We start from the raw sequence: 16,612 nt of genomic DNA, 5'->3' as shown, positions 1-16,612 counted from the left end.
CCCCCTATCCCCCGGCTATTGAACGAATGCAACTGAACCAAAATGATTAATACACCAAGAACTTAACGATTCCTTCTGCAGCTTTTTTACCTGCACCCATGGCCAAGATAACTGTTGCTGAGCCGGTTACAATGTCACCTCCAGCAAAAACCTTTGGTATGCTTGTCTGACCGTATTCGTTCGTCACAATATAGCCGTACTTGTTTGTTTTTAAATCGGGGAATTGGTTAAGCAAGAATCTATTGGACTCTGTCCCTATCGCTTCAATTACGACATCCGCTTCGATAACAAAGTTGCTATTTGCTACTGGAACTGGCCTTCTTCTTCCGCTCTCGTCAGGCTCTCCAAGTTCCATTCTTATGCATTCCACGCCGACTAATTTTCCTGTTTCGTTGCCAATGTACCTAACAGGATTGGTCAAGAATAGAAATTCAATACCTTCTTCCTTAGCATGATGAATTTCGGCCCGTCTTGCCGGCATTTCCGCTTCCGTTCTTCGATATACTACTGTAACTTGTGCTCCAAGCCTCAAAGCACTTCTTGCCGCATCCATCGCTGTATTACCACCACCGACAACAACAACCCTTTTACCTACCTTTATGGGGGTATCGTATTCTGGGAATTTATAGGCCTTCATTAAATTCACACGGGTAAGAAACTCGTTCGCAGAATAGACACCATTTAGCTCGCTTCCGGGGATTCCCATAAATTTCGGAGTTCCTGCACCAACTCCAATAAAAACAGCATCGTACTTTTCAAGCAATTCCTTCGGATGAATTGCGTAACCAACGGGAATATTCTTTATTAACTCTACACCAAGTGTTTCAAGCTGCAGCACCTCGCGTTTGACTATCTCTTTTGGGAGCCTGAATTCGGGGATACCGTAAACAAGCACTCCACCAAACTCGTGCAGCGCTTCATAAACGTGAACTTGAACACCAAGTTTTCCAAGCTCCGAAGCAGCAGTCAGACCAGCAGGCCCAGAACCAACCACCGCAACTTTTTTAGACCTTAAATCAGTTAATTTTCTCGGAGCATTGCCGAGTTCCTTAGAGATACCTTCCGAAAACGATAATCTCCCAACTTCGTCTTCGAATCCTTCTTGGCTTGCGAAGTCAGCTACGAATCTTTCAAGCGCACCTATATTTATCGGCTTTCCGATCTTGTTTAAAACGCATGCACCTTCGCATTGAACTTCCTGCGGACATACGCGACCGCATATAGCCGGCAGGTAGTTATAACTCTTGAGTATCTCGTAGGATTTTTTTAAATTGCCCTTGACTATCTCCTTTATAAATCCAGGGATATCTATACCGACTGGGCATCCCGAAACACAAGTGGGAACTTTACATTGCAAACACCTCTGCGCTTCCTGATGAGCCAATTCAAACGTATATCCCTGTGAAACTTCAAGAAAATTCCCCTTTCTTACAGACGGTTCAAGTTCAGGCACTGGAACTCTATCTTTTACAGCCATGATATATCACCTACTTCTTCCAAAAATCTCTCCAGTGCCTTCTGTTCTTCCTCCTTGTACTGTTGCAACCTTCTTATAAAACTCTCCCAATCCACGTATCTCCCATCAAATTCTGGCCCATCGACACAAACGTATTTAATTTCTTCCTTTGTAACACCATTTTCTTCTTTTCTTATCAACACCCTGCACCCACCGCACATACCTGTTCCATCAACCATTATGGCATTCAGAGAGACCCAGATTGGTATGCCATACTGTGCAGCGATCATGCTCGTAGCCTTCATCATCGGAGCAGGTCCAACTGACCAAATCACATTTGGCTTTTCCAAGTTAAATTCTTCCATCATCCCGTCTACAACCGTTCCTTTTATGCCTTCGCTTCCATCGTCTGTGCAAATCACAAGCTTGTCCGCAAAAGAGAACTCATCTTGCAAAATCAATTCTGTAGATGTTTTGGCACCGAGTATCACGCGTACTTTGTTCCCAGCATTCTTAAGCGCCTTCGCAATCGGTAGTATAGCGGCTATCCCTACTCCACCACCAATGATCAAAACATCTCCATAACAATCTATCTCACTAGGTTTACCGAGAGGTCCCACAATATCGTAGAGTTGCTCACCTGCATTCTTCATACAAAGTTCTATAGTGGATTTTCCTACAGCCTTCACGACTATTCGAAACGCGTTTTCCTGCGTATCAGCTATTGTTATCGGAATTCGTTCACCTTTCTCTGAGGTTCTAATTATCACGAATTGGCCAGGTTTCGCATTTTCTGCAACAAGTGCGTTATCTATCCAGAACTCGTACGTAGCCTTTGCAAGTCGTTGTTTTGACAGTATAGTATTTTTTGGAATTTTGCTCATTAAAAACACTCCTTGAAGAACGTTTTTTGGTTTACAGTCTCAAATCTTTCAGCTTTGTCTGCGCCTTTACAATTGAGGATATCGCCCTTGACAACGTTTCAAACTTCTCCGCTGCTTGGTCCATCACATCAACAGCAGAGTTGAAGTTACTATTTTCACTTTCAAGTTCCGACTTTGTGTCTAAGAGAAGTTCGGCCACATGCGAAAGTAGCGCCGAATTTTGCCCCATGAACTCCAAAAGCTGCTGCAAAGACCTTTGAACAGTTTGAAATATTTCACCTACGAGCTTTATGCTATTTAATGCATCTGCCACTGAATCAGAGAGTTCTTTAACTAAGTCGTTAATATCCTTGGCAACTCGGTTGGACTCACCTGCAAGTTTCTGGACTTCAGAGGCGACAACAGCGAAACCTCTTCCAAGTTCACCGGCTCTTGCAGCTTCTATAGATGCATTTAGTGCCAAAAGGTTGGTCTGCTTGGCTATTTTTGTAATTTCAGAAACCATGTTTTCGACTTTTGAAAACATCTCAAGTGTTTGAGTTGTGCTGTTCACTGAACTTAAAACGATATCGTTTATCTTCGATATATCGGCTCCTGATTTCTTCAGTTCTTCTGTTATATTCTTATTCATGTTTTGGGAATCCTCAATTGCTTTAACTATTTCTTGGGATTCAATGGCAAACTGTTCAGCCAACTTATTTAAACGACTCTGCATATCACGAAACACGTTTTCCAAGTCGCGTAAGTTTTCTTGAACATTCCTGACTCGCGAAATCAAGGCTTCATCAAGTTGCTCCATGAACGAAGTCATAAGATTTTCTGCAAAGAACGCAGAAGACATCTTTTCCATTGTTTCCTTGCTTATTTTTGGCATAGTATCACCTACCGTATATCTCATCGATTATATCGATTCCGCACTTCAAGTTCTTGAACCAGTCAAATAGCTTCTTAACATTTTCACCTTTGAATATAGCTCCATGCTGAGGAGCTACTATGTCGATGTCTTTCCTCTCAACTATGCTCAGCCATTTTTTCAAAGCAACGCTTGATGTTATGTACCTTTTATGAAACCCTTCCATAAGTTTAACATGCTCATTGAAGTTCTCGACGAAAACGTACCTTTGTCCTTTAGGAAAAACAGCAACACCGAGGTCGCCGGAGAATAAAATCTTCGCTCTTGGGTCATAAAGCGTGAAATTGCCAGTTGAATGAAGGTAATGTGTTGGTATGAACTCAAGCTCAGTTCCTGAAGATAGTCTCAACTTGTCGCCTTTGTCAGGGAGTGCAACGACCCTTCTTTGATCGTATACCCCAAAGTGAGGAAGGAACCTCGTCCAGAGAGCTGATATGTATATTTTTGCATTTTCTGCGATCGAAAGCCAAAGCGTTATACCTGATGTGACATCTGGATCTTGGTGTGTGAAGAAGATGTACTTGATTTTGCTAGGATCGATTATTTCGGAAACATTTGCGAGTACCCTCGGAAAGACGTGAGCTCCACCTGGATCAAGCAACATCGCTTCGTTCCCATCGATTATTAGATACTGGTTTGTTTGAACAATACCTTCTTCCTCTTGTTCCTCCCACGCAAGAAAAATGAACTTGTGCTGGCCGTCGTCGTACAGTGTTATGTTTTCAATACCTTCCCTCGGTGCCATGCGTTTCACCCCCTCAAACTTTGCACAAACCTGTATTTATTTTAGCATAAACTATCTAAAAACAATGTAACCTAAGATACCAGATAAGAGTAGTAGCGTTACGGCATCGATTTTTGTCTTAAGCAAGACAGCAATTGCAACAACGTTTATAATAATTGCTAACGGACTTCCAAGAGAAGTTCTGAGAAAACTAAATGCTGCTGAAGCTATCATTGCAAGAACCACAGGCTTTAACTTAGAGATCACCGTCTGAACGACTTTATTTTCAGAGTGTCTTTGATAGAAAAAGTAAAGGAAAAGTGATGACAGGACAGGAACTAGTATAACAGAGAATGTTGCAATAAGTGAACCAAATATTCCCCCGACTTTGTAACCAACAAACGTTGCAGCGTTGATTCCTATCGGCCCAGGGGTTGATTGTGATATAGCAACTATTTCATTGAACTGCTCAAGTGTTAACCATTTGTTAATATCTACAACGTAGTGGATTATTGCTTTAAGTATACTGTATCCTCCACCAAAGCTTATTGCACCGATTTGAATGAAAGCAAGGAATAATTTCAAATATATCAAGTCCTGTCACTCCTTTTCGGACCTTTCACAAAGGATCGAATAACTCCGTATACGATTCCCAGTAAAATGACATAGACAGGGTTGAATTTTAAGATAGTAACTATTAGAAACGCAGCTGAAAATACAACGAGATCTTCTATGTTTCTAACACTGTTTTTCCATAATTTCAATACACTAACTACGATAATAGCTAATAAAGGAATCTTCATGCCATTAAGGAATGGTCTTACCAGATCATAAAACTTGCCGAGAAGAATGGCTATAGTGAGGATTATAACAGTGGGAAAGAATATCGCACCGGCAACTGCTGCAAGTACTCCTGGAACCTTTCGAAGTTTATAACCGACAAGCGTAGAAGTGTTGACCGCAATCGGACCTGGCATAGACTGTGCGATAACCAAAAGAGAATCAAACTCTTCCGGTTGCAAAAATTTGTTCTTAATTACAAATTCTTCTCGAATAATAGGAACCATTGCATAACCACCACCGATGGTTACACCACCTATTTTTGCCGTAATTGTAAAAATCTTCCATAAAGGTATCTTGTGAACATTCTCCATTTTGTTCAAAAAGCACCTCCAAAGCTGCTACGATTTTCAAAAAACATGTGCTAAAATGATTATAGCACAACAAGAAGGAAAATGAAATAAAGGAGTGGTAACTATGGATGCACTTATAGTTCCACAAATGGCAGGTCTGTTATGGATGAGTTTACGTATCATTCTGCTCGGTTACGAACGTATCGCTGGGAACAGGATTTCTAAAGGTTCCCCAACGTTCGTGGCCGCATGGGGATTCTTTTTCTTCTCTTTTCTTTCGTTCTTTCCATTCTTCAACACGATTACTTGGAAAATCCTCCTGAATTCTCTTGTGAGTGGTACAATCTACTCAATTTCCTTTTCACTGTACACATATGCATTAGGCAACGAAGATGCTTCAGTTATTGCGCCTTTGTATAACTTGAACGCTATATTCTTAGTAATATTGGCAGCGATGTTTTTAGGTGAACACTTCAGCGTAAAGAGACTGTTAGGTGCTTTATTGATGATTTACGGCGTAAGTTTTTTGAAAAAGGGAGAGAATGTTGTTATCTCCTACAAAAACATCATTAAAAGCAAAGGAGCGGTGGCGATGATAGTAGCGTCACTGCTCATGGCAATAGGAAGGATTATCGATAGGAAGTTCACAATCAATCTCTCGCCTCTTGGATACTCGGTGGGAATATATCTTGTGATAAGTGCTTACATATTGATTTACGGAGTTGCAACTGGTAGTCGAATTCCGGATTATATTAGCTTAGTTAAACAGAAGTGGATCTATCTTATTTTGGGAGGTATCTGCAACGCGTATTCTTACGTTGCTCTCTTGAAAGCTTTCAATTACTTCGGTGTTAGCGTAGCAGAACCACTTTCTATGCTCTCTGTCTTTGTTACCATGTTCTTCGCTAAGATTTTCCTCAAAGAAGTTATAGGAATCAGACTGCTGGCAGCTATTTTGCTATTTTCGGGAAGTATTTTGATATATTAATGGTTTATAGCATGTACTTTTCTACGTAAACATCTACCATCAACGGAACTCTAAGTTTTACAGCATTCTCCATCTCTGTCTTAACGATATCTTTCATCATTTCCAGCTCGTCATCTGGTACTTCAAAGACTAACTCATCGTGCACTTGGAGTATCATCATACTCTTCAAGTTTGCTTTTTTCAGTCTCTCATGTATCCGTATCATAGCTATCTTCATTATATCCGCCGCAGTTCCTTGTATAGGTGTGTTTATGGCAATTCTCTCACCTTCAGCCCGGATGTTTGGATCTTTGGCGTTTATCTGTGGTACCTCTCGTCTTCGTCCAAACATCGTTTTGACATACCCGTTCTTCCTTGCAAATTCCTTCATCGTTGCTATATAGCTTTGAACACCTTTGTAGGTGTTGAAGTACGCATCTATGATTCTTCTTGTTTCCTTCACATCTAATCCTATTCTTCTTGACAACCCGTAAGGTGAAACACCGTAAACTATCGCAAAATTGACCATCTTCCCAATTCTTCTCATGCTTTCATTGACGAATTCGTCACTCACACCAAATATCTTTTTCGCCGTCTCTAAGTGTATATCTCTGTTGTCACTAAAAGCTTTTATAAGTTCTTCATCTTCACTCATGTGTGCAAGCACGCGGAGTTCAATCTGCGAATAATCTGCCCCAAGTATCCACCAATTTTCCTTCTGCGGTTTAACGGCCATCCTTATTTCTCTTCCTTCATCTGTCCTGCCTGGTAGATTTTGTAGGTTTGGATCTGAACTACTCAATCTACCTGTTGCAGTTCCGGTCTGGTTAAACGATGCGTGAACACGCCCTGTATACTTGTTAACCATTGTTGGTATTGCATCCACGTACGTGCTCTTCAACTTCTGAATCTTACGGTACTCTAAGAGAAGCCGTGCTATCTCGAAGTCAGGTGCTAAGTTCTCTAAAACCTCGACGTCTGTAGAATAAGCTCCCGTGTTTGTTGATTTCATTACCGGTAGCTTTAGTTTTTCAAAAAGTATGTACCCAACTTGTTTTGGAGAGTTCAAATTGAAAGGTTCACCTGCTATTTCGTATATGCGCTGCGACAGTGAAGAGAGTTTTCTCTCCATCTCTACAGACAGTGCCGAAAGGTACTGCGTATCAAAGAATACACCGTTGAGTTCCATTTGAGCTAAGACCGAAACAAGTGGCAATTCGATTTTTTCATATAGTTCTACCATTTCATTGGAATAAATTACGGGATAAAGTTTATTGTGAATTCGCAGAGACATGTCCGCATCCTCACAGGAGTACCTTGCTGCGCGTTCGACGGGAACGTACGAAAAGTCTCCTGCAAAAAGTGGCAGAGCCCCCTGCATAACTTCTTCGTAACTCATCATTTTATATCCTAGGAATTTCAAAGCCATTTCGTCCAAGTTGAAACGCTTCTCGTTTGGATTCAGCAAATAAGCTTCTATCATAGTATCAAAAGTCGGATATTCAGGTTCGATACCCAGCCTTCTCAAAAATTTGATATCGAATTTCAGATTGTGCCCGCCAAATTTTGTTGTGCTTACGGTGTCCTTCAGAAATTTCTTAACCGTATCAATGGAAGCATTAGGACCATCTAAGTGAGCTACAGGTATGTAGTACGCTCGACCTTCGTCAACAGCGATAGAAACACCAACGATTTTTCCAGAGAACGGATCAAGAGAGCTGGTTTCCAAATCAATCGCTATTTTCTTCGCCCTTTCAATTTCTTCAAGAAGCCTTTTAAATTCGCTCTCTTTTGATATTACTCTGTACTCCATTGTCTTTTCAAGCGAGGAGCTGAGCTGCAATTCTTTGATTATGCTAGCAAATTCAAACTTTTTTAAAACCTCTAACAGTTCTGCTGGTTTGAAACCTTGATACTTTAGTTCCTTCAAATCGATAGGTATATCGATTTCACAGTTCAATTCGACGAGCTTCTTGCTTAATTCGTAATCTTCCAAATAGGACAGTAGCTTTTCCCTGACTTTTTCTGGTATTCTGTTCTGGTTTCTCAAAGCATTTTCCACACTTCCAAAATCCTGCAGTAGTTTTACAGCGGTCTTTTCACCAATACCTGGCACGCCAGGGATATTGTCGGAAGCATCTCCAACCAATGCAAGGTAATCAATTATCTGGTGTGGATAAACGCCGTATCGTTCGAAGACATCTCTTACGGTGTATTTCCTAATATCCGTTACACCTTTTTCTATACGCCACACCGATATATTTTCATTGACAAGCTGTAACAAGTCTTTATCACTCGTTACAACGTTTATTTCGCTTATTCCAAGAGTGTCTTTTTCCTTTTCAAATCGTTTGGAGAGCGTGGCAATTACATCATCAGCTTCGTAGCCGGGAATTCTTAAAAGCTTGATCCCAAACCCATCTACCAATTCACCAACAATGCCAATTTGCTTAAGTAATGGTTCTGGCGTTTCGGGGCGATGAGCTTTGTATTTTTCATAAAGTTCTTTTCTATATGTGCTACCGCCTTTCACGTCAACAACAAAGGCGCAGTAGTCTTCGCCTACCTTTATGTGCTCTTTTATGAACTTCAAAAGCATTCGTGCCAAACCATACAAGGCACCGGTTGGAATGCCGGTTGTTGTTGATAGGGATTGATCTATTGCGTAGAATGCCCTGTAAAGCAATCCCGTTCCGTCAAATAGAAACGCTTTCGCCATTTAACTGGAGCCTCCGTATTTCTAGCAATGTGTTGACCGCCCTTCTCAAGTGCGGTATAACTATGGAACCTCCAACGATGAGCGCTATGTCAAATGTTTCAAAGAATTCCTCGTCTGTTACTCCCAACTCAGCACATCGAATCATGTGATACGTAATACAATCATCGCACCTTAGAACCATAGAAGCAACCAGCCCCATCAGTTCTTTATATTTCGGTTCAATTGCACCTTCTCGGTAGACTGCACCATCGAGATTCCAAAATCGCTTGGTGTTTATCGTTCCACGGTCGAGGATTTCTTTATTCATGCGTTCCCTGAATTTCTTAAACTCTTCCAGTGTGTTGAATGTACCTTCTGACATCCCAATACCCCTCCGTAGTTTTTTTGATTTGCATCTATCAATACCGTTCTATACCAAATCCTGTCTGCCCTGGTCCAACATGCATGGAAATGACTTTCCCTGTTGGAGTGTAATAAACGTTCTTAACTTTGTAAACCTTCCTCAATTGTTCTTCTATTTCTTTGAGTTCATCCATGTTATCGCAACTCACCATGTACAAGTCGACGGTACTTCCTGCCGGGAATCCTTCTTCCTGGGCCTTTTTTAACAGCTCATCGTGAATGGCCTTTGTGCCTCTTGCTTTTGTAAAAGGTATCATGTTCCCCTCATCGTCGATATATATTCCCACCTTTATCTTCAGTAACGAACCTACAAATCCGGCGAATCTACTAACTCTTCCACCTTTGACAAGGAAGTTGAAGTCCTGAACATAGAAGAACGCGCCAAATCCTTTGGCTTTTATTTTCTTTTCGAGTTGCTCTGCAACCTCGTCAAGATTCAAACCAAGGTCCAAAAGTTCGCGTGCATATCTGACCATGGGCGATATGGCTGTTGAAGCCCTCTTGGAATCCACAACACGCACGGGGATATTGACTTCCTTAGAAGCCAGAACTGCCGAATTGTACGTACCAGACATCGCTGTAGATATTGTTATGACTAAAACACCATCGTAGCCGTTCTTCTTTGCCTCTTCATATTTCGCCTTCCAATCTTCCACTGTTGGTTGTGAGCTTTTTGGCAGCTCTGATGCCGTCCTAAGCTTATCGTAGAACTTCTTCAGCTCCTGGTAATCTCTTGTGTCATCTTTTTCTGTAGTCCCGTCTGGCCAGATCACGTAAAGAGGAACAATATCAACGTCCCAAGGTTTGATTAGCTCCTTCGGGAAATCCGATGTACTGTCTACCAAGATCTTAACTTTCAACTTCTCAGCCATTTGTTGCACCCCTTCCTTTTTATCAAATTCTCAGATTAAATTCCTACATATTTTCTATGCCTTATTGGATACAACAATTTCAAAAAGCTCTTTCACACTTCTTACGCGTTCTATTTTCAATGCAGATTTTGAGTTGTTCTGGTTATATTCAAGGTTAGCAGGGATAATTATCCTTTCGATCTGAAGTTTCTTGGCATTTTCGATACGCTTTGCAACATTCACCGTTGGTCGAACACTTCCATCCAGTCCTATTTCCCCTATCATCAAGACACTTCCTACATAAGAATCCAAAAAAGACGATAGTATAGCTCCTGCCATTGCCAGTTCACAACCCGGGTCTGTGATATTTAGCCCACCAGATACGTTTATGTAAATATCGTGGAAATCCAACGGTAAATTTAGATGTTTCGCTAAAACTGCCGAAATTATTATAACCTTTCTGACATCAATTCCGTGTGATATTCTTCTTCCGGAAGCCATCTTCACCCTTGAGACAAGCGCCTGAATTTGTACATTTAAAGGCCTACTCCCTTCAAAAACACTGGTGAACACGTTTCCGGGGGTGCTTGAGTAATTTAAAAGCGTGTCCTCAGACAGACTTTTTAAACCTTCTTGGGTCATTTGAAATACAGAAATTTCACCGCTTGGGCCGTACCTATTCTTCTGCACTCTCAGTATCCTGTAATCAGTTGTTCGCTCACCCTCAAAGTATATCACCGTGTCAACAACGTGTTCAACAAGCTTTGGCCCTGCAATAACACCTTCTTTAGTTACATGTGCAATAAGCAAAGAAGGGATGTTGTACTTTTTTGAAAAGATCCTGACCTTTTCAACAACGGCCTTTATCTGGACAACGCCACCGACCGGGGAATCTATATCCATACTACTAAGTGTTTGTATCGAATCAACCACAAGTAGTCTTACCTTTTTCGGGTCCATGTCTTTTAGAATATCCTCGATCTGTGTTTCCGAAGAAATTAGAATTCTAGGATTCTTAATCCCTAATCTTTTGGCACGATTGGCAACCTGATGTACACTTTCTTCACCTGAGACATAGTAGACGTATTTTTCTTCCTGATTTTGACTTCTTGCAACTGCATCGCATATTTGAAGTGCTAAAGTACTCTTACCAACACCAGGCTCACCACCCAGTAATATGACCTGCCCAGGAACTAACCCACCATTCAGTAGTTGGTCGATAGCTTGGATGTTTGTCTTGATTCTCTGTTCTTCAGTTCTTTCAAGAGCTGTCTGTAAATCAAAAAAGCGAGGATGAGATTCCATCATCCCCGCATCTACATTTCTTATGCTTTTTGATTCCGAAGAAGAGTCTTTCAACTGAAATTCCTTTGCACTGTTCCATTCACCGCAAACTGGACATTTTCCAAACCATTTTGGTGACTCGTAACCGCACTTATCACATACATAAATAGTCTTTACTTTTGGCATCTTTTCAAGTCACCTTCTATTTCAGTGATGAATTTTGGAAAATCAGAGTCAAATATTTCACTACGACTCGGATTTGACCGTTGTTGCAAGTTGAGTTTGCTTATTTTTCACAAAAGATAGTTTATCACCATCGCGAACAACGTACACTTCATCGTTGTCTTCTATCTCGCCTCTGAGCAGTTCTTCAGAGAGTGGATCTTCTATGTATTTCTGAATTGCTCTCTTCAGAGGTCTTGCTCCATACACTGCATCGTAGCCGACACTAACCAAGAATTCTTTCGCTTCTGGTGAAAGCGTCAACGTGATGTGTCTTTCACTCAACCTTGCCCTAATGTCCCTGAGCAGGATTTCTATAATCTGTTCTATGTGTTCTTTTGTAAGTTTGTGGAATACTATGATTTCATCAACTCTGTTTATGAACTCCGGTTTGAAGACTTTCTTCACTTCTTCAAGCACCTTATCTTTCATCTCTTTGAAATCTCTCTCATGAGACTCTTCACCAACGAAACCAAGGTTTTTCTTAGAAGTGACTATTTCACTACCTCCGATATTGCTGGTCATGATTATTATGGTGTTCCTAAAGTCAACAACATGACCTTGTGAATCAGTCAAACGTCCATCGTCCATTATCTGGAGTAGTATATTGAATACATCGGGATGTGCTTTTTCTATCTCGTCAAATAGTATCACAGAGAACGGTCTGCGTCTCACCTTTTCTGTCAGCGTTCCTCCTTCTTCGTACCCAACGTATCCTGGAGGTGCACCTATTAATCTGGATACTGAGAATTTCTCCATGTATTCACTCATGTCGAACCTTACCAAGGCCTTTTCATCACCAAATAGATACTCCGCTAATGCTTTAGCAAGCTCCGTCTTACCGACGCCCGTTGGTCCAAGGAACAGGAAAACACCTACGGGTCTTCTTGGGTCTTTTAAACCACTTCTGGCTCTTCTGATAGCTCGTGCGATTGCACTAATTGCTTCTTCTTGACCAACAACCCTCTGATGCAACGCGTTCTCAAGATTAAGCAACTTTTCTCGTTCCGTTTCTTCGAGTTTCTTAAGTGGAATGCCTGTCCAGCCTGCGACAACTTCTTCTATCTGAGGAACGTCGACAGTTACCACCGTAGACTCGACTTCTTTGCGCCAGTTACTGTAAGCTTCGTTAAATTGTTCCCTAAGTTGTTGTTCTCGTTCTTTCAATTCCGCTGCCCTTTCGTAATCCTGAGCTGCTACTGCTTCTTCCTTCTCACTTCTCACAGCCTCTATCTGCAATTTTAGAAGTTGCAGTTCACTTGGCATGACAAACAACTTAAGTCGACTCCGCGCTCCTGCTTCGTCGATAACATCGATAGCCTTATCTGGCAGGAAATGGTCTGTGATATACCTTTGCGATAGATATACGGCCGCCTCAAGTGCTTTGTCTGTATACTTTACCTTGTGATGACCTTCATACTTCGCTTTGAGCCCCTTCAGTATCTCCAATGCCATTTGCGGAGTCGGTTCTTGAACGTATATCTTTTGGAACCTACGCTCGAGTGCCGCGTCTTTTTCTATGTACTTTCTGTACTCATCTGGCGTTGTAGCACCTATGCAATGGAGCTCTCCACGAGCTAAGGCAGGTTTAAGAATGTTTGCAGCATCAACTGCTCCTTCTGCAGAACCTGCTCCAACTATCATATGAAGCTCGTCTATGAACAAGATTATATCTTTGTTCCCCTTAACAACTTGGAGTAATTTCTTCATCCTTTTTTCGAATTCGCCACGGTACTTTGTACCTGCTACAAGCGCTGCCACATCGAGTGAAAATATCGTCTTTCCCTTTAATGGTTCCGGGACCTCGCCAGAAACTATTCTTTGTGCCAATCCCTCAACTATCGCACTCTTACCAACACCAGGTTCACCGATAAGTACAGGATTGTTCTTCTTTCTTCTGACAAGGATTTGCATCAGCCTTTCGATTTCATTTTCTCGTCCGATGACTGGATCAAGTTCACCACGCTGTGCTTGAGCGGTCAGGTCCACACCAAAACCTTCGAGCTGACGAACAGCTGGTGATGTTGAAGGTTCCTCATAAGATGGTGGGAGTGATGGACCCTCCTCAAAAAAGTCTTCATCGGAAATGTTATCCGTTATTTCCTTACGTAACGCCTGTATATTCACATTGAGCTTTTTCAAAATGTGAATAGCTATGCCTTCACCTTCGCGTAATATACCCAAAAGCAGATGTTCTGGATCTATCTTGTCGCTTCCCATCATACGCGCCTCTTCAAAAGCGATTTCGGTAACCTTTCTTGCGCGTGGTGTCATCTGCGGTGACATTATAAATCCACGCATCCCTAATCCAACTATCGAAATGACCTCGTTTTTCACACGTGCATATGTAAGCCCATACCTCTCCAAGATATTGGCGAGAGGTTTATCATTAAGCTTCAGTATTGCAAGCAACAAATGCTCGGTTCCAACGTACGAATGACCGAGGTCTTTCGCTTCCTCTTGAGCCATAACAAAAACTTTTGCTGATCTTTCGGAAAATCTGTCGAACATGTAAATCACCTCCATACTTCCAGAAATATTATACCATAAACAAAGAAAAAAATAAAGCGGGGACACCCCCGCAATTTTACAAAAATAAAAAGTGTTTACATAGACTAAGTCTAATACCAAAAACCTTGTGAATATTGAACTCTCTTAGTTGTAGATTACTTTATCTTGAACAGCACGCTTTCAATGAAATCTTTGTTCAACTCATAGTCATAATCGGAAAAGATAGCTTTTCCAAGTACAAAAACTCTTCCTGAATTGCTTGTAAATGTAGCAGCAAGGACAACTTTGTCAACAAATTCAGCATCATTTCTTCCATCAGAGTCAATAGAACGAGCCGTATCGGAGGCTACCAAGACTTGCGCGTTGCCATATAAGACCAGAGAACATGCAGAGTAAAATCTTACACCATTTGCTATCACTTTATAATTAGCGCCGTAGTTGTTAACTTCGTCAATTACCTGATCGTCGTTGAATCGGACAGGCGAATTTATTGCATCCAATATGTAATTCAAATCTTCTGTGTTTCCACCGTTGTTGTAATCACTCTTGGAAGTTATAATCAAAATTCCGCCACTTCTTACAAAATTCACAATATTCCTCACTTCGTCGTCTGTGTAACCTTTTCCATTCATAATGATTAAATACATACCATCGATGTTTTGTATCTTATCAGTATAAACTATCTCAAATCCATTAGACTTGAGGAACTTTTCGAGTTTCGTGAGTTTGTCTTTGTAGTAATCGTTCGCGTGTCCTTGGTCTATATAAACGGCCTTTTTCATTTGTTTTGTCACATTCGAGGTAGTTGTCGATATTCCAAGTATTTTAGCAAGCTCGTCTACAGAATTTGCCGAGGTCGCTTTTGTGAGCATTTCTGTGTACTTTCTGAAATACTCTTCGTCGCTGCCTTTCAACAGGATAACTCTACCTTTGAAAGTGTTTAGCCACTCAACTTCATCAGGTATGAGGTCTTTGAAGAAATCCAATCCGTCTTGTTTTGGTGTGGGAATAATGACAAGGTCTGCCTCTTCGTAATCTTTCAAGATCGTCTCTGCGAACAGAACTGTATTCCCGTTTTCTTGGAGCGCTCTTAAAATTGCCAAGAATTCATCAGTGATATCATTCTCGTGTAGTTTGTCAACAAGTATTGTTAATCCTGACTTTTCTGAAACTGTGAACGTGATTGATTGAACAACCACGTTATTAATTAAAAAGTCAACGCGCACATTCCCAGCAGCGAGTTTTCCAAGTTGGATATTTTTGTCGTAGTTAATTCCGAAAGGTTCCAAAGAAATCTTCTCATTGAAGGCAAGATTGCCGTTCACAAGAACCTTGAGGACACCTTCTTCCGGCTGTTCGGAGCTGTTGTAAATATCGAAGGTTATCTGCACGTTTTGATTTACGTTTGGATTTTTTGGACCAACACGCACGTAGTTAACTTTTATTGGACTGTTTGTTTCAAACCATACAGGTGCAGAAACAATCTCGTTACCATCTTTTTGGATGATGTAAACAAAGAACCACTCGTAGCCATCAGGTATGTCGAATACTCCGGAATACTCAAATTCGTCTTTTCCAGACAGTTCTGATAGTTCGTAAATCTTGCTTTGTGAAACGATATAAACCCTATCAACTGGATCTTTCTTATCAGAATAATAAATATACAGTTGGGCTTTACCAGAATACGGCAAGATACTTCCCATAATGGTACTGTTAGCGTAAAAATAGAGCTTCGCATTCTTATCTTCCGATGCGAACGTTCTTCTACTCCACAATGCATCCATAATATCTTCGTAAGTCAGCGCTTTTGCCAGGATACCTGTTCTTGCATCGTTTGCACTTGCCCAATTCTCCTTGTGATTATCTTGGTTAGCCGTAGGAGAAACGTGCCAACCTCGGTTCAATGCAAGAATGTAATTTTGATACATCTCATCAGAAATAATATCAGCGCTACTCCAATTTCCATTCCCTATCTCGATTAGATTCACGTATTTATCAGCCTCAGGCCAGAACCAGAAATCTTGAAAATTACCAAAGGTGACACCTGGGTGGTTAAATTGTGCAAGTTTTTTCACTTTTGTTATCCACTCATAAAAATCCTTCAAATCACCCTTCTCGTCTCGACTTATAAACTCAAGTGTCTCATACACGTTTATATGTCCAGAACCTGCCGTCCATTCAAAGCCTTGTAATCCGACAAATTTACCTGGAACGGTTGCATTACGTGCCGCCTGCTGAGTAAGAAAAGTTTTTGACTGACCATTGACAGGTATCTTCAAAAAGTAGCAGTGGTCAGTTACAGCTAAAACATCTGCATATCTTGAGGCGTGGGCATAAGCTTGCTCAGGTGTACCTCTTCCGTCCGAATAAGATGTGTGTGAGTGCAAATTTCCGTAAAAAATTTGGTACTCAAAGTTAGGTGCTGCAAAAACCGATGTTAGTATAACCAGCAGTACCGTAATTAACACTTTTAGCATCTGAATACTTCCAAGTTCCCCCACAATCGTTCACCTCCGAGTTCGCTCCTATTTCCAGTATTTTCCGTG

13 protein-coding genes are annotated in these 16,612 nt (G+C 41.2%); 1 reads left to right on the top strand and 12 read right to left on the bottom strand.

Features of this window, described 5'->3' with window-relative positions; all coding sequences use genetic code 11:
* Nucleotides 1-46 precede the first annotated feature (46 nt).
* From gltA to NA23_RS02460, 6 genes are read right to left on the bottom strand one after another with little or no spacing between them, the layout of a single operon-like run.
* Entirely contained in the window at nucleotides 47-1,477 is a 1,431-nt protein-coding gene (gene gltA / locus NA23_RS02485) for an NADPH-dependent glutamate synthase (RefSeq protein WP_033191230.1), read from the bottom strand.
* The gene (locus NA23_RS02480; protein WP_033191231.1) at nucleotides 1,468-2,340 is read right to left on the bottom strand and encodes a sulfide/dihydroorotate dehydrogenase-like FAD/NAD-binding protein; all 873 of its coding nucleotides are present in this window, start codon (nucleotides 2,338-2,340) and stop codon (nucleotides 1,468-1,470) included. The genes gltA and NA23_RS02480 overlap by 10 nt, the downstream gene beginning before the upstream one ends.
* 31 nt (nucleotides 2,341-2,371) lie before the next feature.
* Nucleotides 2,372-3,214, bottom strand: coding sequence for a methyl-accepting chemotaxis protein (locus NA23_RS02475; protein WP_033191232.1), 843 nt, complete (start codon nucleotides 3,212-3,214; stop codon nucleotides 2,372-2,374).
* A 4-nt stretch (nucleotides 3,215-3,218) separates the two neighbouring features.
* Complete coding sequence (locus NA23_RS02470; RefSeq protein ID WP_033191233.1) at nucleotides 3,219-3,998, bottom strand: oxygen-binding di-iron domain-containing protein; 780 nt, start codon at nucleotides 3,996-3,998, stop codon at nucleotides 3,219-3,221.
* A gap of 51 nt (nucleotides 3,999-4,049) precedes the next feature.
* A complete protein-coding gene (locus NA23_RS02465) occupies nucleotides 4,050-4,571 on the bottom strand; it encodes a chromate transporter (RefSeq protein WP_033191234.1) in 522 nt (173 codons plus the stop codon).
* Nucleotides 4,568-5,131: a chromate transporter gene (locus NA23_RS02460; RefSeq protein ID WP_236938639.1), complete on the bottom strand. Its 564-nt coding sequence runs from the start codon at nucleotides 5,129-5,131 to the stop codon at nucleotides 4,568-4,570. The genes NA23_RS02465 and NA23_RS02460 overlap by 4 nt, the downstream gene beginning before the upstream one ends.
* 103 nt (nucleotides 5,132-5,234) lie before the next feature.
* On the opposite strand from NA23_RS02460, the gene NA23_RS02455 reads away from it, so the two are divergent.
* Entirely contained in the window at nucleotides 5,235-6,098 is an 864-nt protein-coding gene (locus tag NA23_RS02455; protein WP_052107084.1) for a DMT family transporter, read from the top strand.
* A gap of 4 nt (nucleotides 6,099-6,102) precedes the next feature.
* Here NA23_RS02455 and polA read toward each other — a convergent pair whose 3' ends face one another.
* From polA to NA23_RS02425, 6 genes are all read right to left on the bottom strand, one after another.
* On the bottom strand, nucleotides 6,103-8,796 hold the full coding sequence (gene polA, locus NA23_RS02450) for a DNA polymerase I (RefSeq protein ID WP_033191236.1): 2,694 nt from the start codon (nucleotides 8,794-8,796) through the stop codon (nucleotides 6,103-6,105).
* Nucleotides 8,774-9,157: a carboxymuconolactone decarboxylase family protein gene (locus NA23_RS02445; RefSeq protein ID WP_033191237.1), complete on the bottom strand. Its 384-nt coding sequence runs from the start codon at nucleotides 9,155-9,157 to the stop codon at nucleotides 8,774-8,776. Before NA23_RS02445 ends, polA begins: the two co-directional genes overlap by 23 nt.
* 37 nt (nucleotides 9,158-9,194) lie before the next feature.
* Nucleotides 9,195-10,070 (bottom strand): DegV family protein, encoded by an 876-nt coding sequence (locus NA23_RS02440; protein ID WP_084384019.1) that lies wholly within the window; start codon nucleotides 10,068-10,070, stop codon nucleotides 9,195-9,197.
* 54 nt (nucleotides 10,071-10,124) lie between these two features.
* Nucleotides 10,125-11,519, bottom strand: coding sequence for a DNA repair protein RadA (gene radA, locus NA23_RS02435; protein WP_033191238.1), 1,395 nt, complete (start codon nucleotides 11,517-11,519; stop codon nucleotides 10,125-10,127).
* Nucleotides 11,520-11,579: 60 nt separating this feature from the next.
* Nucleotides 11,580-14,066: an ATP-dependent Clp protease ATP-binding subunit gene (locus tag NA23_RS02430; protein WP_033191239.1), complete on the bottom strand. Its 2,487-nt coding sequence runs from the start codon at nucleotides 14,064-14,066 to the stop codon at nucleotides 11,580-11,582.
* Between the two features lie 155 nt (nucleotides 14,067-14,221).
* The gene (locus tag NA23_RS02425; protein ID WP_236938475.1) at nucleotides 14,222-16,567 is read right to left on the bottom strand and encodes a CehA/McbA family metallohydrolase; all 2,346 of its coding nucleotides are present in this window, start codon (nucleotides 16,565-16,567) and stop codon (nucleotides 14,222-14,224) included.
* Nucleotides 16,568-16,612: the final 45 nt, after the last annotated feature.

Origin of the sequence: Fervidobacterium islandicum, from assembly GCF_000767275.3 — a bacterium.
In the GTDB taxonomy this organism is placed as follows: domain Bacteria; phylum Thermotogota; class Thermotogae; order Thermotogales; family Fervidobacteriaceae; genus Fervidobacterium; species Fervidobacterium islandicum.
The sequence above is the reverse complement of the archived record's forward strand: the minus strand, read 5'-3'. Positions and strand labels throughout refer to the sequence as shown.